This window comes from Undibacterium sp. CCC3.4, from assembly GCF_034347425.1.
Taxonomy (GTDB): domain Bacteria; phylum Pseudomonadota; class Gammaproteobacteria; order Burkholderiales; family Burkholderiaceae_D; genus Undibacterium.
Window position 1 is genome coordinate 4,217,329 of sequence record NZ_CP133779.1, and the last position, 20,476, is coordinate 4,237,804.

Below are 20,476 nucleotides of genomic sequence, written 5' to 3' on the forward strand. Positions count from 1 at the left end.
CGAATGCTATACTATTTACAGGGAAATACTCTACGGCAACATTATTTGGCTATAATCAGGCAATTTTTTACTTGCGAGGCGATCATGCTGTGTCAATTACGTTGCTGCCTGTGCGCGGCCATCCTGTACCTGAGCAGTCTGGGCGCAGCCGCCAATGAAGCCCCGACCTATCGGTTTTCACCGGTCAACCAATACGACATCAATCTGACCGCGGCCTACTGGAATCCCATCATCAATTATGTGGCAGACAAAAGTGGTGTGCATTTGGCGCTGAAAATCGGCCGCACCTCAGCCGACACCACCAGCTATGTTCTGGCGCAAGAAGTCGAATTCGCTTTCACCAACCATTTGTTCGCTCCGGAACGCGAAAAACTCGGCTGGAAAGTCTTCGGACGGCGCAATTTGGCACCGGTCAGCGGTCAAATCGTGGTGCCAGCCGATTCCGCCATCACCAGCTTGGCGCAACTAAAAGGCAAAGACATCGCCTTCCCGGGACCGGAAGCACTGATCGCCTACAAAGTACCGATGGCACATTTGATCGAACAGAAAATCGATATCAACGTCATCTTCGGTGGCAATCAGAATGGTGCCCTAGGCCAACTGGCCGCTGGTAAAGTCCAAGCGGTCGGCGGTAACTCACAGTTAATCGATAGTTACGCACAGCGCGAAAATAAAAAATTTCGCGTGCTATGGAGTTCCACGCCCTACCATGATCTGGCACTGATGGCGTCTGGCAAAGTCAAGCCGGCTGATCTGAAGGCCGTAGCCAAAGCCTTCTTCGAAATGAAAGACGATCCACAAGGGCGTGAAATATTGCGGCAAGCGGCGCAAAAAATCAGCCTGCCAGGCGATATCTTCTTCATCGCTTCAGATGGCAGTGAGTATGTCAATTACCGAAAATTCTATCAGTCGGCACCGCTCAGCCTGCGCTGAACGACACGATCAACCGCACCATCGCCGAGGCCCCGTGGGATTGCTGAAATTTATCTTACCCAAATCACTGGTGTTACGCGTCTATGCGCTCTATACCGTGACTTGGCTGGCATTCATGTGCAGTGGCGTGGCGCTGTATTATGAAACCCGCTTCACCCAAGAAATCGAAGATGTGCAAGAGTCGGCTGCTTCCATGCTCGAAGTGGCGGCCCACAGCGTCACCGACAGCGCCGTCGTTGGCGATTACGACACCATCAAGCGTACGCTGGAATCAATGGTCGTCAGTCGAAATTTTTCATCGGCGAAATTTATTTCTCTGCACCCCGGAATGATAGAAAGTCGCAGCAAATCCGATGACACGCCGGCCTATATTCCCTCTTGGATCATGGACCGCATCACCGCTCATCTGTTCGATGATAATCGCGTCATCACCGTCGGTGGGCAAGACTATGGCGTACTCAGACTCAGTTTTGATAATCAACAGATTGCCGAGCGCATGTGGCAGACCATGCAAGTGGCGCTGGCACTGACACTGGCCAGTTTCATCGGCGGTCTGATACTGATCTGGTTCCCGCTGCACCGCTGGCTCGGTAGTTTAAAACAAAGCCGCGTGCTGGAATTAGGCATGGTGGCCGGACGCGACAGTGAAAACCAAACCCTGATCGACAATGCGCCGCTGGAAATTCGCCAAACCCTGATTACCCTGCAAACCACGGCCAGCCAATTACGCGCCGAACTGAGTGAACGCGAAACTACTCTGAATTCACTCAAACAGATTCTCATCAGTCTGCTGCCCGATGCCGTCGACCAAAGCAGCACCGAACAAAACATCGCCGCAACTTTAGAAAACATCAGCGCCTTGATCGCCGCCGGCGAACTCGCCAGATTGGCTCTGATCAGCGCCAAAGAAGTAGCGGAAAATGCGAACCATGCCAAGAGCGCCTTCTTGGCCAATATGAGTCATGAAATTCGCACACCGATGAACGGCATCATGGGGATGATCGAACTCTGTCTCGATACTGAGCTCGACGAAGAGCAAACAAAATTTCTGGAAATGGCCAATCATTCGGCCAATAATCTGCTGGTGATTATCAACGACATCCTCGATTTCAGTAAAATCGAAGCCAATAAAATCGAACTCGAGAGCATCGCCATCGCCCCGCAAGCGCTGCTGACTGGTTTATGTCAATCGACTGGCTTCGCAGCGCAGAAAAAAGCTTTGGTACTCAACTGCACCTTCAGCCCACAACTGCCAGCCAGCATCCTCGGCGATCCGGTTCGTTTGAGCCAAATCGTCAATAACTTGCTCAGCAATGCGATCAAATTCACTGATCACGGCCGCATAGAATTGCAAGCGCAGACCGCGCTCGATACCGCCGGCCGCACTTGGCTGCACATCAGCGTGAGCGACAGTGGCATCGGCATTCCGGAAGCCGAACAAGCGCGTATCTTCGATGCATTCTCCCAGCAGGATGTCTCGACCACTCGCCGCTTCGGCGGCACTGGGCTAGGACTGAGTATATCGAGTCGCCTGGCACAACTGATGGGTGGCAGCATCACACTGGTCAGTGCTCCGAATCAAGGAAGTTGCTTCACCCTGTCACTGCCAATAGAACTGCCGAGCAGCGCCGCTGCTGCAACGCTGGCCGAGCCTGGCGATAGCAGCGCTACGACGCAAGCCTTGCGCCGCTTGCGCGTGTTAATCGCCGAAGACAATGTCGTCAACCAAACCTTGATTCTGACCCTGCTGGGAAAACTCGGGCATCAAACCACCCTCGCGACTAACGGCATGGAAGCGCTGCAGTGTTGGCAACAGGGAGATTTCGACCTCATCCTCATGGATATGCAAATGCCCGTCATGAGCGGCATGGCAGCGAGCCGAGAAATTCGCCGACTCGAGCAGCAGCAGGCCACGGCCAAGGCCATCCCCATTTACGCCCTGACCGCTTCGGCCATGCCGAGCGAACAAGAAGAGGCCCTGGCTGCCGGCATCGATGGCTATCTGACCAAGCCCATCAATCGCCAAGCCCTGCATGCCGTCCTCGACAGCATCAGTCGTGGCACTTGATAGCTGCTGAAATAATTGATTGAGTAGCCATCCCACCGGCGCTGGGCTGCACCGACCTGGCATCGCGCCTGCTGTGCACTGACGATACGGTAAACGGTAGCAACTTAATGGATCGTCGCAAGCGACGATGGAAAAGCCTCTGGAAGGGGTTTGCATCCCCTCCCATCGCGTCGCTCCTTCGTCGCTCACCGGCCAAAAGACGCTGTCGCAAAAGCCTGATGGACGTTTTTTACACCTGAAACACCGCATACCTCGTCATTCCTGCATGCCACAGCCTCGTCATTCCCGCATGCTTTTGGCGGGAACCCAGCGTCGTTTTTTACACTGAAAATGCCACAATTTCTGGCATTTTCAGTTAACCACGAACGCCGCTGGGTTCCTGCCAAAAGCGCGCAGGAATGACGTGGCCACCAGTTAGGGTAATGATACTGACTCAATACCCTTTTGCGACAGCCTCTGAAGGCCGGGGTTTCAAACCCTAGTCAGATTTTTGATGAACAAAGCGCTGCGCATCCCTGATTACCTCGGCCACATTCTGCAGGCGATTGAGCGCATTGAGCGCGTTATTAACACTTCAATCCTTGACGCCGATAAAATAGTGGAGATTCATGATGCCATCTTCGGTTCTTTAATTACTTAAATTTACGGCTATATGCATTCTGAGGTTGGATGTAACATTATTTTAGCCATGGGCACCAAATTTGGTATTAGCTGCCAAGGTTGGAATTGTCGAAAAGTTTCTACTGTCTTTGAGATTATGCTGGTTGGAATTGCCAGATCCGTACAGTTTTTGTACCCATATTTCCAGTGGTTGCCTTAGGCTTCTCGATTTTGCCTCCTTTTCTTCCATCATTGTCTCTGTCACTATCTTTTACGGTTTTGACTGGTTGAGAAATATTGTGCACAGCATCATCGTCAATTAGCATATTCAGGAGATTATATTAATTGATGAAAGTCCAATCGACTATGTCGAGCGGTGACCGACGAAAACAACCTATCAGTGATTTTCACCTATACCGTTTCAATGGTAACTCGATACCCAAAGCCCAGTGGATCGTCGTAAGAAGGTGCCACACTATTCCGATTAAGGCGGACATGCAAAGCTTTGGCGTTCGCTTTGAGCCGGGCCGGATAAAACAAGATCTTTACCGGTGCTATCAACCTCGGAGTGGTAGTCAAAAGTATTCCAGCTAAAGCCCGCTACGATGCCATATTTCTTGCCTGTGCTTCGCAAAGCGCACCACTGATTTTTCAAATCTTCTTCCAAAATCATATAGTTCGCAATTGCTGTGCGTGGACTGGCAGCGAGAATAGTATCCAGTTCAGCGGGGGAGCCAATGTTTTTCAGTAATAGCCTTATCGGATTATTGGCAGCCTTACCGTTATTGAAGCGGACAATGAAATCGGATAATGGCGTAGCCCCGTTACCGTACCCGGCGCGGTATAAATTATCTACTTCCACCGATACCACACCCAAGGGCTGTAGATCGCTCAATTGTTGTTGCAACTGTTTAAAAAAGCCCGTTTGATTCCATTCCTTCATCCAATCGGCATTGTCATCTTGGCAGTGATCACCGACCGGGATCGATTTTGCGACATAGATTTTGGCGGCATTTTGTACGCGCACACATTCATCTGGCGCCCAGCTATTACCGGTTGGTCCGCCTGGCCCCTCTAAATACACGTGCAAGCGCCAACCCTGAGTACGCATTTTCTGCACGCTGCTCAAAAAATCAGACGACGAGGTATCTCCGCCGACATCTATTCCAGCAATCACATCCGAATATTTTGCCAATGCAGCCTTCGCCTGTGGTGTAGTCAAGACATCAAGCGCTTTGTGACCAGAACTAAAATAGAAATACGTTAGCGCGCCGGGTGTCGGTGTCGGTGCCGGTGCCGGTGTGGGTATCGGTGTCGGTGTCGGTGTCGGACCAGGCGCACCGCCGCCACCGCAAGCGAGCAACAGGCTGCATAAAGGCAAAGTTAAAAATTGACGATTGCCGATGATTTTTTGGATGTTCAAAGCGCTGACCTCACTTGAAAAATGGACTGAGACTACACCAGTATCGGCTGCGAGCAGCACCGAGACCGAGTTCTAGTAAATAGTTGACTCCTCCGGATGTTGGAATCACTTCTGCTTTTTAAAAAAAAACCAAAGGTGTGTAACTTTATTATATCTTTTAGCAATATGAAGACTGAGACTTGAAATGTGCTTTTTAATCAAAATCGCCATCCTCAGCCAAACCGATCAAGGTTGGAATATGTGGTCCGTATTCAATGGTTTCAGATGTAGTCTTGGCTGAAATTTGAGATTCTGAACTTGGAAGAAGGCGAACTCCGCTACCAACTTTCCTAGCCTGTTTTGCGTACAGTGTTTTCGCACGGATAATCTCGTAACTGTAACCACGACCAATTCGATTTGCCATCTTGATTAGGCCGTTAAGGCATTCAGTGTAAGCATTCGTGATTTGACTTGGTGAATCCCAGTACGCAAAAATGTCGTCATAATGGTTATGAACCGTTTTTGCTAAAGAATGAAATTTATCCAATTCCTTATCAGGTAACGAGTTTTCCCATGCCTCGAAGGCACGCATCGCCGATTCTTTTGTCGGGTCATCATAAATTCTGAAAAATGCTTCTTTGAAATCGTATGCCAGTGCTAACTCTGGAATGCTCTTTCGCACCACTTCCAGAGCTTCCTTTTCTGCTGCATTCAAATTCGATGGTCTTTTTAAGGTCAACCACCGAATAGACTTTTTGATATGCACCCGTTCATTTTTCGAAAGCGTTGCTTGGTATTTCTTACGTTCATCATCTAATGCCTCAGATGCCATCTTAACGACATGAAATTTATCAATGACCAGTCGCGCATTTGGCAGATATGGACTGAATGATCGCTTGAAAGGTCTCCACATATCAGTACAGACCCACTCAACTTTTTCGCGGTCTCGCAGTTTTTCAAAGAACGGCATCATGTGATCTTGGGTGCGAAACTCAAGCATTTCAAAGACATTGTTCGTGGCCAGATTCGTAATCACGCACCGGTAGTCACCAGCTAGATTCACTTCGTCTATTCCCATGATGACTGGAGTTTCATAACGAACAGTGCGCTCCAAATCAACAATCAGATCCTGCGCAATGTTCTTGATCGTGTTAACGGCCAAGCCTGTCTGTTCAGCAAGCGCGTGAAACGTCATTCCAAGACATCGCTGGCGCACAGCATCAACAAGCCGTTTGGTGGCACGCCTGCGTTCATCGAGAAACAGTAAGTCTGGAGTTGATATCTTTGCGCAACCAATACACCGATACCGTGGTCTGGAAATCTCCAACCGTACCGGCTGCATCTGCATTGGCGTGTCTGCAAAAATATTAGTTCTGCGTCCATGTCGATGCAAAGGCTTACCGCATTCCTGACAGAATGGTACTTCGCCTTCGAGTACCTCGGCAACAACCGTGATTACACGATTACCATAATGCAAATCAACCGGTTTTACTCCCGGCAAGTTAAGTAGGTCGAACACTATTGGCCTCTCAACCTATGTCGCTAATGTTTATATCTTTGCGATCGCGGATTAATTCGTAAATTATGTCTGTCAGCGCCCCCATAGACTGGCGGTCAGATTTCAACACCAGGGTAGCTAATTTTTGGTGAGACGTCAGAGCCCTGACGACTCCTTGTTGCACGGCTCCTGGCAAATTCCCTTTCAGTGCCTGTTCACGTGAATTATTTTCAACCTGAGCCATAACAACATCATTTTCACGAGCGATCGCAACGATATGATTAACGAAAGTCGCTTGGTCACGAAGTGGTGTTACCTCTCCAAAAAGGCGGTTTAAGCGATCGATGATTTCCATTAGATAATGTGGGTCTTCACCTTTACTACCTCCGCTACCCGGTCCAATCGGTTTAAGTACAGTTGGATCATTATCATCTACTGGGACATCATCCTTGCGTTTAATATCAAATCCTGTAAGTACCAACCCTTTCAGATCCACTGACTCAGGAGGTTCGCCATTCAATCGTTTTTGAAGTAACTTCACAAAAGCCGCATAGTTTTCTAACTCAGGATCACCAAAATCCACCAGTTGGGCAATGTAAGCATACGTACGGACAAACCTACCCAATCCTGACTTGAACGCAATTAAGGTCTTAATCTGGTCCGCATGTTCTTTTCTATGATGATCTGCTGATTTCATTGCAGTTTCATCGCCAGTGCTGTGGGCCTTTTCAAAAGCTGCCTCCCACGTTCCAATAGCATCACGAAGCATTTTCAAGCGCTGATTGAATACACGGGTTGGACGTTCGGTTGCAGCATATAGCGCCTTGTGCTGTGGTTCCTGAGCTTGAGTGATGTCTCGAATAGTTTTGAACCGGGCTTCCTTGAACTCTTCCAAGTCCTCTGATTCATAAAGCCCTTGGGCATCCAAAGTTTCTTTGATCTCATAGACGACATTGACGTCTTGCATGTCGTCAATCTGGGCACCATCGTCATACATGTCAAACGCTCTACGCACATTGGCTGGATCATTGACAAAATCAATAATGAAAACTTCATCCTTGCCTGGCGCCATCCGGTTGAGTCGGGAGAAAGTTTGCACAATCTCCACATCATTGGCAATCTTCTTATCAACGTACATGGCGACCAATTTGGGTTGATCAAATCCAGTCTGAAATTTATCAGCAACAAGCATGACGCGGTATTCAGGTCGTTCAAACGCAATGCGCAAATCCTGTCCAGCCACATCAGGGTTCATACTGACTTCAGTAAACTCCTCACCTTCGTCAACCATAAAAATCTCAGCAACGTCACCCACATCATCGCCATGTATAACCTGCTTGCCAGTCATCTTTCCAGAGAAAGCGACCAATGACCTAATGCCGGAATACTCAGGGTGCTTTCCGATATAGGCATCAAATCCCTTCTTGTAACGGATTGCCGCAGCCCTGGAGCTTGTGACCACCATAGCCTTGGCCTTGCCATCAAGGCGGTGCGCCACGTTCTTACTGAAGTGTTCTATGATGAATTGCACCTTCTGGGTCACATTGGTAGGATGTAATGACATCCATTGTGCCAAAGCCCGTTTGGCACTTTTCCCGCTGACTCTCTTCGTGTCTTCAATCTGTTTGGCAAGATTGAAAGCGGTCTTGTAAGGGATGTATCCCTTTAGCACATCAAGAATGAATCCTTCCTCAATGGCCTGACGCATTGGGTAGCGATGGAATGCGCGCGGAAGATTCGTTTTGGAGGCTGGTTTCGTTGGATCTGTCGGACGCCCGAACAGCATAAGAGTGGAATGCTTTGGCGTTCCCGTAAACGCAAAATAACTGATGTTGTTAGGTCTAGCCCGTGATTTTTGTAGTTCCTCAAGAAGCTCCTCTACCGTCAAGGATGCCATCTTCCCGTTGCCACTCATGGCCAATGCGGTCTGTAGTTTGGCGGCGGTCGAGCCTGTTTGTGATGCATGTGCCTCATCAATGATCACACCAAAGTTTTTGCCTTTTAGTGCTTTGTCAGTAACGATGGCTTCCATCGCAAAGGGGAAGGTCTGTATGGTGACAACAATAATTGGAGTACCTGCAATTAATGCTTCTGCGAGTTGTTTACTCTTGGATTTTGAAGATTTTTGACGATCAATGGCGGCAATGACTCCGAACTGGTGGTCAATCTGTTTAACCGCATCCTGAATTTGTCCATCCAACACAGTGCGATCGGTGACAATGATCACGCTACTAAAAATAGTATCACCATTATCTCTACGTAGTTTGACCAAATCATGGGCAGTCCATGAAATTGTGCTGGTCTTACCGGAACCGGCGCTGTGATCAGCCAGGTATGAAAGACCGGGTCCATTTTTTCGGGCGTCATCAATCATGTCATTGACAGCGGACCACTGGTGGTAGCGAGGGAAAATCAGGGTTTCACGTTTGGACCAGTTACCTTTGATGTCGACAACGTCCTTTTTCTCAACATAAACGAAACTGTGAAAGATACGCAGCCAGGCATCAGGTTGACAAACCTGTTCCCAAAAGTAAGCGACCGGATATTCTTTGTCTGCACGTTGGGGGTTGCCAGCATGACCTTCGTTGCCCTGATTGAAGGGCAGAAAGAACGTGTTTTCACCTTCTAATTTTGTCGCCATCTGAATATCAGAATCCGACATAGCAAAGTGAACAACAGCTCCCCGTTTAAATGTCAGTAGCGGTTCTTTGCGTTTAGTTTTGGAGTCGTACGGCAAGCGATCAGTTTTGTATTGATCCATGGCCGCTTCAGCAGACTGAGTAAAGTCGGTTTTGAGTTCAACCGTAGCAACTGGCAAACCATTGATGAACAACACGAGGTCAATGGCTAATTTTCTGCTTGGATGGTATTGAAGCTGAGGTACAACGCGCAACACGTTGGAGGCATAGCGCTTGAGTACGGTTTCATTGCGCTTGTCCTCAGGTGCAGCTTCCGACAAATCCAAATGGCCACAACCAGCAATGGAAAAGCCATTACGAAATACATGCATGGTGCCGTGTTGATCAAGTGCCTTGGCTAAGCGATCCATCAAGATATCACGGGCTCGCTCGCCGTTATCCTTGCAGAGCTTGGTCCACTTTTCAGGTTGAGTAACTTCAAGCCAATTGATCAAATCATCTGGGTATAGAGCGCGCTCGGTGTCGTACTGGAGTGTACTGCCGACTTTCCAGCCTTGCGCTTCCAGTTTGGAAACGATGTAGGCTTCGAAATGCTTTTCTTGGTGCGCGGTATCACTCATATTTTTGCCTTTAGTCTCTTTGCTTCAGTCACACCGTGTCGTGCCAAAAATATTGGACCCCACGCATCTGCACCTTCAGCGGTGATTGCAGAAACAAGATCCGAGCCATCTATTAACATTCTCTTTGTAATTCTCTGAAAACCTAATGTTGGACCAAGGGTTTCACCTGATTGAAGTTCGGGAGCATTATCGATAATGAATTTCGTGACGTCTGCCCAAAGTTCATTATTATCCCGGTAGGCAACAGCGATGAGGTGTTCGATTGTGCAATAGCCATGATCTAAACTTTCCGCTAACTTCCATGCTCGCATCACCAGATTTTCTGCTTCGGTTTTTGTCATGCAAACTCCCGTAGATCGATTTGGCCTGTGACGGCGGCGGTAATGAATGCAGATCGACGCTCTTTTAGGAGATTGACACTGTGTTGGGTTTTTCTTATGAGCAGGTCAATCCGGTTCATCGCAGCGTCCACCGTTTCGACTATTTTCATCTGCTCTTGAACGTCGGGCAACGAGACAGGGAATTCTCCATATCGTTCTGCCCCAACATTTTCAATGGTAGCCTGAATAGCTGTTCTTTGGATGTAATCCCAATAGTAGTAGGAACGAACTGCGAGAGCTATGAAATCTGGGATGACTTGATTTGCATCAAAACGACCACGAATGAGATAGCCCGCAAAACACGCTGGGCCATGTTCAGACTTATATCGATATGTCTTTCCTACTGTTGCTCCACTTCGAGCAAACAAAATATCGCCATCTGCCAACATGTATGGCTGTGCGATGTCAAACGGAAGGCGTTTTACTGAGTTGTTGCGTAAGCTTCCAGACTCATCGAGGTCAGTAATTCGAATATATCGTGGACCTTCTAAGATAGAGTCGTCTCCTGACTCATTCGCACCATATTTTAATGGGCTTTGAAGGAGATGTTTAAGTCTCTTTATAGACCAATGTACTGGGATGTCACCAATCAACTCTACCCCTGAATCCTTCATTTTCACATTGGGATCAAGCCCCTTGGTGACAGCGTTCGTGATCAGTGCTTGGCGCTTTTCTTTCAGGAGTTCAATAAAGCGGCTTTTCTTTGCAATTAGAGAATCGATGCGCTTGGTCTCTCGATCAAGGACGTCAATAATTTCAGATTGTTCTGAGGGTTTTGGTGATGGTACATGGAGTGAACAGACATGTTCCCAATCAGCTCGCGGCATCTTGCTGCCCTCGCACCCAGCCTCAATCTGTTGTGTTACAACAGTTGTTAGCATCCATTGATGTAGCCATGCCGATATGACTGATCTGGGCTGGATAACAAGAAATTCAGTTGAACAAAGCCCGTTTGAATCAGTGACGATCGCTTTCTTCAGATAAGGACGTAGTTTCCCATATAAGACATCGCCTGATCGGAAGACACCTACGGTCGAATCTTCATTTTGGCGAGAGCTGCCTTCAGTTGGACGGTACTTCCCTGTGCCTGACTCCACATCTTCCAATCCAATGTAATTCGATCCATCAGAAGCATCTGTACATCGTTCAGTTCTCAGAGAGGATGCGCGTTTAATTCTTGTTACATCCCAATGCTCAGGTACATTGCCAATCCATTCAATCCCTGAATTTTTGTATGAAGCGTAAGGTTTGTATTGGCTCATTCTGATTCTTCCGCGTCACTAACTGCCCTATAAGCTTGGTGTGGGTGATTAGGCTGATCAGGAATGGTGTAAGCGAGCACTCCAGCACTAACCAAAGGGCGAAGGTACTGAGTTCCTAAATAGTCAGCGTTGCGATTAAAAAGACCTGCTAGCTCTGAAGCTTGCCATGACCGGTATTTGCAAAGTTGAATCAGGGCCTCGCGGACTTTGTCAGGCGGGGTCCGTTGTCCCATCGAGGAGACCATTTCTTGAAGCTCTTTTGGCAATTCTTGCCAATTGGGGTTACTAGACAAGGTTCCGAGGTTACTAGATAAGCCACCGAGGTTACTAGATAAGGACCCGAGGTTACTAGATAAGCCATCGGTCTGACTAGATATTGTGTCATCTTCTCTCTTGCCGTCTAGTAAACATGAGGTTGGCTGGTAATATGTTCCTGAACCACGCCCTTTTTGCTCCAATAGACCTGCATCCCGTAATCGCTTCAGGGACTGGCTAGCACTGAGGGTATCAACACGATTGAGCTCGCGGTACATAGAATTGTCAATGGCCCCTTGCTCACGGACCGCCACAAGCGCACGAGCCTCCTCGTCGGACAAGTGAAGATCTCGAAAGCGACTGAGCCATTCGATAGATTCTTCGTTCAGGAAGTGTTGGAAGTAATACCGTGCAACAAAGCTATCATTACTGCGAGTGGACTCGAACAGCGGTGGTTCCAAACCTGCTGCCACCATCATTTCACGCATAACACGAATACCAGAACCCTTGGTTTCTGCAAATCGTGTGTCGAGTAAGACGGCAGCTATACGAGGATTGCGGGGTACAGAACCAGGCTCACCGAGATGTTCTGGTGATTTTAACGAATGCCCAGGATTATGAATCTCAATCCTGTTTGAATAACGAATGATCTGCAGCGGGGCATGGCTGCGATAGCTGCGATGCATCAACGCGTTAACGATGCCTTCACGCAGCACTCGTTGAGGGATTATCGGTTTGTCCTTTCGCTGAGCATCTCCTTCTGCAAGACCGAATCCCACGGGAAGGTCATCTAGCACAGCGGCGAGCGCACGACGGATGGCTCTGAACAAGTAGTCTCGAATCTCGACGGAATCAAAACGACGCTCTGGGTCAGGAATCCACTCCTTGCCCGGAACGCGAATATAGTCTACTCGGGTCATCGGATAAACACGTCGCAGCGCCTGTTGCCTTCCGAATAATTGGAGCCCAGCTACGGTGAACTTCCATACTCCTTCATGGCGCCTGATACAACCAAGAGATTCAAGGAGTTCTTCGTCGTTCCAGCGTAGTTCTTCGGCGTCGGCATTCGCTTCTGCTCGTACTTTTCTATATTCTTCGATAGCTTCTAACGACATGTCGGCCATCGATGTATCTGGCAAAATTGTGTAATCAAAACTTTCGATCTGTCGTCCCTGATAAAGGACCTGTAGGTCATCCTCGGTACAGTGCTGATCAGTGCTTCCGATACGGCGAAATGCACCTCGGGGTAGCCCGCGCGATTTGATAAAGATCGGCTTATCCCCTGGCTGTGCTTCAGGAACAGTCACAACCAAAACTGTGCAACCGCTAATCTGTTCACTTGCAATCTGGACACGAACTGGGACATTGAACTGATCGCGGCATTGAGTCGCAAGTGAGGCGCTCAGCGCATCGGGATGCAATATGCCTTCAACAACGTAAGGGGAAAACAGGTCGCTTTCGTCGCGGACTACACCCAGCAACAATATACCTCCTTGTAAGCCGGGCTCATTGGCAAAAGCGCAAACTGTTTCTAGGATGGATGGGCCGATTTCGGTTCCACGCTTTGCCTCCAGTCGCTCATTTTCATCCAAAGTATTAAGGAGGCTGAGATAGTCTGTCATTGTGTAACCTCACCTAACAACTCAGCAATTTCCGCCTCAACTTGTTTTAGATCTGCGTCAATATCGATCAATTTTCGCGGTGGCACATATTGATAGAAGAATCGATTGAAGTTAATTTCATACCCAACACGTCCAATTTCTTTATCCTTTTCATCACGGAAAGTCTCGTCAATATAAGCATCTGGAAAGTGGGGAAGAACCTCGCGTGCGAAGTAGTCACGAATTTCTTCTGTTAGCGGAACGTTTTCATTGTCCGTCAAATCGGAATCAGCAACTATGTTTCCATCTGCATCAAGCACAGCTTCTCCAGCAGGATCGCGTTCGCCGAAGGCATTGATAAGAGCTTTGATAAATGGTTTACTAACTTTTCCAAAAACCTGTGAAGTTTTCACGGTTTCAGTCACAAAAGATTCCGCCCATGCAAATGGCTGACTAAAACCATTGCGTGGTTGCAAGGCTTCTTCCCATGCAACTTGCTGTTCTATGGTGAGCTTTGCCCAAGTCTTCTCTTGCTTGAGTTTAACTATAGATTCATCAGTAATATGGAGAGACATCCGAAGGGGACGCAGCACCTTAATACGACGATACCCAAAAATTCGGTAGTCCACCATACGGCTGAGTTCACTACTATCTGCAGTAGCGTACAAGTCTACAATCTGTCTGATCTGATCATCACTGATCATTCGCCGCTTGTTACCTTCGTTCTTAATTGATGTCCATAGATCCGATGCATTGAGCAATTGAACTTTGTGGCGACGGTTTTCAGGCTTTTTATTGGATAAAATCCATAGATAAGTACCTATACCAGTGCGAAAAAAATCTCAGTTGGCAGTGATACGATAGCTTCCACCATATCATTTTCTAATAACCATCGTCGAATCTCGGATTCACCAGAACCGGCACCACCGTTGAATAAAGGTGATCCAGACAAAACAATTGCAGCGCGCCCCCCACCGTTCTCCGGGAGTTCAAGCTTGCTGGCCAGATTCAGCAAGAAAAGCATGGATCCATCATTAATGCGGGGTAAACCGGGCCCAAATCGACCGTCGTACTTCTTCTCTTTGTGTTCATCAGTGACCGCTGTTTGATCTTTCTCCCATTTTTTTCCGAATGGAGGATTGGACACGCCGTAATGAAATCTTTGTCCAGCGAATTGGTCGTTAGAAAGCGTGCTCCCAAGTTTGATATTCTTTGACAGGTCACGCCCAGGGTCCGACTCAAGTGTTCGCAATAACATGCCAGTCAGGCAGACAGCATGGGTCTCTGGTTCGAGTTCCTGCCCATAGGGAATGATGACTGGTGGAACTTTAAAACGATTGCCGTAATCTGCTACATGATTCATGGCATCAGAAATAAATCCACCGGTACCACATGTCTGGTCATAGAGCGTACGGATCAATCCTGGATTAGACTCGAACAGGGCATCGTCGGGATCCAATAGCAAGGAAGTGGCAAGGTGCACGACATCTCGCGGCGTCATGAAATCCTCGGCACCTTCATTGACTTCTGCACCGAAGCGGCGGATCAGGTGCTCATACAGATTGCTCATGACACGATCCGGCACCACATCTGGATGTAGGTCAACTCCAGCAAAATTCTTGCAAATTTTAAACAGTACCCCAGCCTTATCTAGCCGAATCACTGTGTTGGAAAAATCGAACTGTTCAAAGATGATGCGTGCGTTGTCTGAAAAGTGAGCAACGTAGTCCTGAAGATTTTGTCGCGTCTTGGTGCCGCCCAGAGTGCTTAGTGCATACTCTGACGTATTGTAGAAAGGGTAACGTGTGCATTGGCGCAGAATAAGATCAAGGTCGATGCCAGAGTCTTTATGAAGTTCGTTTGCGTCACGAACATCTTGTCGAGTAGGGTCAAGAACGCACTCCAGACGACGAAGCAAAGTGAATGGCAAAATAATCTTGCCAAAATCTGTATGTTTGAAGTCACCCCAAAGGTCTTCGGCATTTTTCCAAATGAAATCCGCTAAAGATGCTGCTGAGCCGGTTTGTTCTGCCATTTCTTAACTCCTACCTGATTTTGCACAAAACAGCATAGCATATTTCCAATGCATGCAACCATGTTTTGCACAAATCAAACAGAAAGATTAGAATTATTAAAACTTGTTTCCAACCTCAGAATGCATATAGCCAAATTTACTTATTGACTACCAGTAAAGAAAGCAATATCTTTACTGATATAGTAAAAGTAAGGAGAATTCACTATGCCAGTTCTAAGCCAAAAAAGACAAATAACTTTGCCAAAAGAATTGTGTGATCGGCTGATGGTAAAGCCTGGAGACGATCTTTCCTTCTTGGAATATGAGGGCAGGATAACCATCATCAAAAAGCTCAGGGGAACCAGTGACGGACTACTTAAACACATCAAAGCCAATCAAGGCTTTACCGACGAACAATCGCTTGAGTCGACGGTAAGCAAGAAACATTCTGTGCGACAGTCTGGAAAGCATGCTGGATGATCGCAATTGATACCAATGTTTTATTGCGACGACTACTTGATGACGATGTGATTCAGTGTGCAAAGGTTCGCCGCCTTTTCCAAAAATCAGAAAAAATATTGATACCTGATGTGGTCTTGGTTGAAACAATTTGGACCTTAAAAGGTGACAGATATGCTGTGCCGAGAGAAGTAATTTCAGACATTATCCACGGCCTGCTTGCAGAGCCAAACATTGTCTTTGAAAGTGAACAAGCTATCTGGGCAGCATTGAATGAGTTCAAGAATGCCGAACCAATTAAAACTAAGAATGGAACGAGAATCTTAGATTTTCCTGACGCCCTTATTATCAATAAGGCGAAATATTTAATTTATCAATGGGGTGAACCGTATGAGGGAACATATACGTTCGATCAAGCAGCACAACACGTTAACGGTGCGAAAAACCCAAGTGATTAAAAAAAGTGTGCTCAGTGAAGAGCGGAAGGATGTGTTTGGCCAGACGGCGTTTGCCACCTGTCCATGGCACGATGGGGATTGCGGTTGCGGTTAGCTAAAGGTATAGGCGATGCGCATCGGTGAGCTTATAGGGCCGGTCTTTTGGCTGCACTGCGGCAACCTGTTTCGCGGTGAGTGGCATAGGTGTGCGGCATACGGTGATCGATACCACAGAAAAATACCACATCAGTATAGATATAGGGCGAAACAGATTGGTTCGTGCAGAGACGCAAGGAGAGGCAAACACCCCACAAACAAAAGCCCCACAGAGACTTTCAGGGTCAGTGCGGGGCTTTGCTATACAAATTCTGGAGGAGAGAGGGGGATTCGCCTACACTTGCGCAGGCCGCTGCCGCGCTTGCAAGCGCGGCCCTTCGACTCCCCCGCGGGAGCCAAACCTTTGGCTCCCTTCTCTCTGAAAAAAAATAAGCCTGCATGATGCAGGCTTATTTTTGAATCTGGAGGAGAGAGGGGGATTCGAACCCCCGATACTATCGCTAGTACGCCTGATTTCGAGTCAGGTACATTCAACCACTCTGCCACCTCTCCAGGTGCTTCGCTTCTTGAAAAACGAAGCAACAAAGTATAGCAAAGAAATCCCCTTTTATCCAGTAGCCGGCTAAGAAAAGTTCTTAAGAGCAGTAAATCATCACTTTCTCCTCAAATAGTGCACTAAAGAAATTTTCTGACACATAGTTGTCATAATCGACCGCTATAGTTCGATGATGAAACTCTTATCAGCACTCCCGTCACAAGCGCCAGGTGCACTCGCTGTTACTTTTGCGGAAACGCTGCGATGACTAGTGCTCTGGCCCCTGCTCTACAACTGCCGCTATTGCCGCAGTTGCCGCTGCCGCTTGCGCATACCATAGTCGCGACGCCAACCTCGCCGGAAACCTCCATGCTTGAGCAGTTGCAGCGCATAATTAAAGAGCGTAGCCTCACCGCGCGTTTTCAACCGATTATAGAAATGCATAACGGTGAAATTCTCGGTTACGAAGGTTTGATACGCGGCCCCTCCGATAGTGTTTTGCATGCACCGATCAATCTGTTCAAGGTCGCGGCCGAACATAATTTAACCGTCAGCGTCGAGCATTTATGCCGGCGTGTCGTACTCGAGCAATTTGCCGCACAAAAATTACCGGGAAAATTATTTCTCAACGTCAGCCCCGAATGCTTACTGCACCGCGATGTGCGCTATGGCGAAACGCTCGATACCATACATGAACTCGGCATCAATCCGCAGCGTGTCGTCATCGAACTGACCGAATATCAACCGACCCACGATTACGTATTATTGTGCGAAGCAGTGCGCCACTATCGCCAGATGGGTTTTCAAATCGCCATCGACGATCTCGGCGAAGGTTTTTCCAGCCTGCGGCTGTGGTCGGAGCTCAAGCCCGAATACGTTAAAATCGACATGCACTTCATTCAGGGTATCAACCACGATACGGTAAAAGCGCAATTTGTGCGCTCGATTCAAAGTATCGCCAAAGAATCTGGCACCCGCGTCATCGCCGAGGGCATAGAAAATCAGGCCGAGCTGCTGATGGTGCGGCAACTCGGAGTAGCCTGCGGACAGGGTTACCACATCGCCCGCCCGCATCCTACGCCTACCCGCGCCATCTCGGCCGAGGTCACCAAGGCGCTCACCGTCAACCTCCCCTCAGGAGCACGCCGCGGCGTGTTCGAGCAAGCGGCGGCGGTCGAAAAAATACTCAAAACCTCGATCACGGTCACCTCGGCCATGCTCAATAATCAGGTCGATGATATTTTTTTAAAACAGCCCAAGCTGCAAATCATCCCAGTGGTCGACCAGGGCATACCTATCGGCATCATCAACCGCTACCATATGATAGACAGCTTTGCGCGGCCGTATCAGCGCGAACTGTATGGCAAGAAATCGTGCAAGTTGTTCATGGATCCCCATCCAGTTATCGTCGATAAAAACACCAGCATGCAAGATGTCAGCCACATCATCGTCGCTGCGAACCCTGAACATTTAATTAATGGCATCATCATTACCGATCAAGGTCAGTACATCGGCATTTGCAGTGGCCCAGATCTGATGCGCGAAATCACGCACATGCAAATCATGGCGGCCCGCTATGCCAATCCGCTCACACAATTACCTGGCAATGTGCCGATCAATGAGCACATTGATCAGTTATTACAGAAACAACTGCCCTTCTATGCCTGCTATTGCGATCTTGATCATTTCAAACCGTTCAACGACGTCTACGGATACCGGCGCGGTGACGATATCATCGAGATCACCAGCGAAATTCTCAAGCAGCATTGCGATGCGCACAAGGATTTTATCGGCCACATCGGCGGCGACGATTTTTTAATCCTGTTTCGCAGCGAAGACTGGGAACAGCGCTGCCGCAATATACTGCAAAGCTTCGCTGAGGCAATTCAAAATTTCTACAGCAATGAAGATCGCGAACGCGGCGGTTATCTAAGTGAAGATCGGCAAGGCCAGAAAGTTTTTTATCCACTGGTCTGCCTCTCGCTTGGTGTCGTGAAATCGAGTGCGAATAAATTTTATTCTCACCATCAAATTTCACTGGCGGCATCGGATGCAAAGAAGCAAGCCAAAAAAATCCACGGCAACAGTTTATTCATTGATCGCCGCATCGATATCGACACCCCGCCCCTCAACTGAGTCGATGGCGACGCCGCCCTAAAGAGGCTGTCGCAAGTCGGACCGACATTTTTGCATCTGAAACGCCGCCAGGTTCCCAGCAAAAACGCGCGGGAATGACGTGACTGCCGACCAGGGGATAGTGATACCGACTGAAAATTCTTTTGCGACAGCCTCTGAACGGGAAGGATTTTCGCGCAGAGCGCTGTTAAAAAAAAATCCCGCCGGCGACACGCGCTTGGCGGGATTTTTCTGCTCAAGATCTGCTCAAGCTGGCAATTGCAAGCTACGCAAGCCACCCATGTAAGGCCACAAGACTTCCGGTATCGTCACCGAGCCATCGGCTTGCTGGTAGTTTTCCAGCACCGCGACGAGCGTGCGTCCTACCGCCAAACCGGAACCATTCAAAGTATGGACCATTTCCGGCTTGCCTTGCGCATTGCGGAAGCGCGCTTGCATGCGCCGCGCTTGGAAGGCTTCCATGTTCGAGACGGAAGAAATTTCGCGATAAGTATTTTGTGCTGGCAACCAGACTTCGAGATCGAAGGTCTTGGCTGAGCCAAAGCCCATATCGCCCGTGCACAGGCTCACCACACGGTAAGGCAAGCCGAGTTTGTTGAGTATCGCTTCGGCATGCGTCACCATATCATCGAGTGCCGCCATCGAGTGCTCGGGATGCACCACTTGCACCATTTCGACTTTATCAAACTGATGCTGACGGATCATGCCGCGCGTATCGCGACCATAACTGCCAGCCTCGGAACGGAAACACGGCGTGTGTGCCGTCATTTTGATCGGCAAGGCATCGGCCGCCACGATGACATCGCGCACGGTATTGGTCAACGATACTTCGGCCGTCGGAATCAAGTACAGGGTTTCGCCCTCGCCTTCTTGGCCGCCTTTTTTGACGGCGAACAAGTCTTCTTCAAATTTCGGCAATTGGCCGGTGCCGCGCATGGAATCGGCATTGACCATGTAGGGTGTATACATTTCAGTATAGCCATGCTCCATGGTTTGCGTATCGAGCATAAATTGCGCCAAGGCACGATGCAAACGTGCCATACCACCTTTCATCACCGAGAAACGCGAACCAGTCAGTTTGGCGGCGGTATCAAAATCGAGGCCCAGTGCGGCACCGAGGTCGACATGGTCTTTCACCTCAAAATCAAAGCTGCGTGGCGTACCGACGCGACGTACTTCCACATTGGCAGTTTCATCGGCGCCGACCACCACCGATTCATGCGGTAAATTCGGAATCGCCAGCAAGAACGTATTCATCGATTGCAGCACTTCAGCCAAACGCAGTTCGGAGGCTTTCAATTCATCGGCGATGCTGGCAACTTCAGCCATCTGCACGGCCGCATCTTCGCCCTTGCCCTTTAACATGCCTATTTGTTTCGACAAGGTGTTGCGCTTGCCCTGCAATTCTTCCGTGCGCGATTGTATCTGTTTGCGCTCGGCTTCAAGGTCGGTGAAGGTGTTGACATCGAGTTGGAATTTACGCGTTGCCAAGCGCGCTGCCACGGCAGCGATGTCTTTACGCAGAAGTTGTATGTCTATCATAGGAGTCTTGGTGCAGTGTATAAGTAAGCTGGTAGTCT

13 protein-coding genes, 1 tRNA gene and 1 pseudogene are annotated in these 20,476 nt (G+C 48.6%); 6 read left to right on the forward strand and 9 right to left on the reverse strand.

The genetic code is table 11. The annotated features are described in order from the left end of the window. Positions 1-84 precede the first annotated feature (84 nt). The 3 genes from RHM61_RS18655 to RHM61_RS18665 all read left to right on the forward strand — a co-directional run bounded on the left by RHM61_RS18655 (position 85) and on the right by RHM61_RS18665 (position 3,641). Positions 85-933, forward strand: a complete 849-nt coding sequence (locus RHM61_RS18655) for a phosphate/phosphite/phosphonate ABC transporter substrate-binding protein (RefSeq protein ID WP_322248815.1) — start codon at positions 85-87, stop codon at positions 931-933. Between the two features lie 40 nt (positions 934-973). Next, positions 974-3,001 (forward strand): ATP-binding protein, encoded by a 2,028-nt coding sequence (locus RHM61_RS18660; RefSeq protein WP_322248816.1) that lies wholly within the window; start codon positions 974-976, stop codon positions 2,999-3,001. Between the two features lie 493 nt (positions 3,002-3,494). After that, positions 3,495-3,641: a hypothetical protein gene (locus RHM61_RS18665; protein WP_322248817.1), complete on the forward strand. Its 147-nt coding sequence runs from the start codon at positions 3,495-3,497 to the stop codon at positions 3,639-3,641. Positions 3,642-4,085: 444 nt separating this feature from the next. Here the strand turns inward: RHM61_RS18665 and RHM61_RS18670 are convergent, their stop codons facing one another. The 7 genes and pseudogenes from RHM61_RS18670 to RHM61_RS20295 all read right to left on the reverse strand — a co-directional run bounded on the left by RHM61_RS18670 (position 4,086) and on the right by RHM61_RS20295 (position 15,293). Then, a complete protein-coding gene (locus tag RHM61_RS18670; RefSeq protein WP_322248818.1) occupies positions 4,086-5,084 on the reverse strand; it encodes a hypothetical protein in 999 nt (332 codons plus the stop codon). Positions 5,085-5,217: 133 nt separating this feature from the next. Beyond that, a complete protein-coding gene (locus RHM61_RS18675; RefSeq protein WP_322248819.1) occupies positions 5,218-6,522 on the reverse strand; it encodes an ISL3 family transposase in 1,305 nt (434 codons plus the stop codon). A gap of 10 nt (positions 6,523-6,532) precedes the next feature. Further along, positions 6,533-9,760 carry a type I restriction endonuclease subunit R gene (locus RHM61_RS18680; protein WP_322248820.1) on the reverse strand — a complete coding sequence of 1,076 codons (3,228 nt, stop codon included), beginning with the start codon at positions 9,758-9,760 and terminating at the stop codon, positions 6,533-6,535. Further along, positions 9,757-10,101 carry a hypothetical protein gene (locus RHM61_RS18685; RefSeq protein ID WP_322248821.1) on the reverse strand — a complete coding sequence of 115 codons (345 nt, stop codon included), beginning with the start codon at positions 10,099-10,101 and terminating at the stop codon, positions 9,757-9,759. The genes RHM61_RS18680 and RHM61_RS18685 overlap by 4 nt, the downstream gene beginning before the upstream one ends. Beyond that, complete coding sequence (locus RHM61_RS18690) at positions 10,098-11,402, reverse strand: restriction endonuclease subunit S (RefSeq protein WP_322248822.1); 1,305 nt, start codon at positions 11,400-11,402, stop codon at positions 10,098-10,100. The genes RHM61_RS18685 and RHM61_RS18690 overlap by 4 nt, the downstream gene beginning before the upstream one ends. Then, positions 11,399-13,279, reverse strand: a complete 1,881-nt coding sequence (locus tag RHM61_RS18695) for an ATP-binding protein (protein ID WP_322248823.1) — start codon at positions 13,277-13,279, stop codon at positions 11,399-11,401. Before RHM61_RS18695 ends, RHM61_RS18690 begins: the two co-directional genes overlap by 4 nt. Beyond that, positions 13,276-15,293, reverse strand: a pseudogene (locus tag RHM61_RS20295) (type I restriction-modification system subunit M). The gene RHM61_RS18695 and the pseudogene RHM61_RS20295 overlap by 4 nt, the downstream one beginning before the upstream one ends. A gap of 204 nt (positions 15,294-15,497) precedes the next feature. On the opposite strand from RHM61_RS20295, the gene RHM61_RS18710 reads away from it, so the two are divergent. Continuing rightward, on the forward strand, positions 15,498-15,752 hold the full coding sequence (locus tag RHM61_RS18710) for an AbrB/MazE/SpoVT family DNA-binding domain-containing protein (protein ID WP_322248825.1): 255 nt from the start codon (positions 15,498-15,500) through the stop codon (positions 15,750-15,752). Beyond that, positions 15,749-16,189, forward strand: a complete 441-nt coding sequence (locus tag RHM61_RS18715; RefSeq protein WP_322248826.1) for a type II toxin-antitoxin system VapC family toxin — start codon at positions 15,749-15,751, stop codon at positions 16,187-16,189. The genes RHM61_RS18710 and RHM61_RS18715 overlap by 4 nt, the downstream gene beginning before the upstream one ends. Positions 16,190-16,687: 498 nt before the next feature. Here the strand turns inward: RHM61_RS18715 and RHM61_RS18720 are convergent. After that, positions 16,688-16,777, reverse strand: a tRNA-Ser gene (locus tag RHM61_RS18720). Between the two features lie 352 nt (positions 16,778-17,129). On the opposite strand from RHM61_RS18720, the gene RHM61_RS18725 reads away from it, so the two are divergent. After that, entirely contained in the window at positions 17,130-18,896 is a 1,767-nt protein-coding gene (locus RHM61_RS18725; protein ID WP_322251133.1) for a GGDEF domain-containing protein, read from the forward strand. A gap of 246 nt (positions 18,897-19,142) precedes the next feature. Here RHM61_RS18725 and serS read toward each other — a convergent pair whose 3' ends face one another. Then, a complete protein-coding gene (serS, locus tag RHM61_RS18730) occupies positions 19,143-20,438 on the reverse strand; it encodes a serine--tRNA ligase (RefSeq protein WP_322248827.1) in 1,296 nt (431 codons plus the stop codon). Positions 20,439-20,476 lie beyond the last annotated feature (38 nt).

Coding starts and splice junctions, on each gene's coding strand:
- RHM61_RS18655 (WP_322248815.1), top strand. CDS start 85: ATGCTGTGTCAATTACGTTGCTGCCTGTGCGCGGCCATCCTGTACCTG.
- RHM61_RS18665 (WP_322248817.1), top strand. CDS start 3,495: ATGAACAAAGCGCTGCGCATCCCTGATTACCTCGGCCACATTCTGCAG.
- RHM61_RS18680 (WP_322248820.1), bottom strand. CDS start 9,760: ATGAGTGATACCGCGCACCAAGAAAAGCATTTCGAAGCCTACATCGTT.
- RHM61_RS18685 (WP_322248821.1), bottom strand. CDS start 10,101: ATGACAAAAACCGAAGCAGAAAATCTGGTGATGCGAGCATGGAAGTTA.
- RHM61_RS18690 (WP_322248822.1), bottom strand. CDS start 11,402: ATGAGCCAATACAAACCTTACGCTTCATACAAAAATTCAGGGATTGAA.
- RHM61_RS18695 (WP_322248823.1), bottom strand. CDS start 13,279: ATGACAGACTATCTCAGCCTCCTTAATACTTTGGATGAAAATGAGCGA.
- RHM61_RS18710 (WP_322248825.1), top strand. CDS start 15,498: ATGCCAGTTCTAAGCCAAAAAAGACAAATAACTTTGCCAAAAGAATTG.
- RHM61_RS18715 (WP_322248826.1), top strand. CDS start 15,749: ATGATCGCAATTGATACCAATGTTTTATTGCGACGACTACTTGATGAC.
- RHM61_RS18725 (WP_322251133.1), top strand. CDS start 17,130: ATGCTTGAGCAGTTGCAGCGCATAATTAAAGAGCGTAGCCTCACCGCG.
- serS (WP_322248827.1), bottom strand. CDS start 20,438: ATGATAGACATACAACTTCTGCGTAAAGACATCGCTGCCGTGGCAGCG.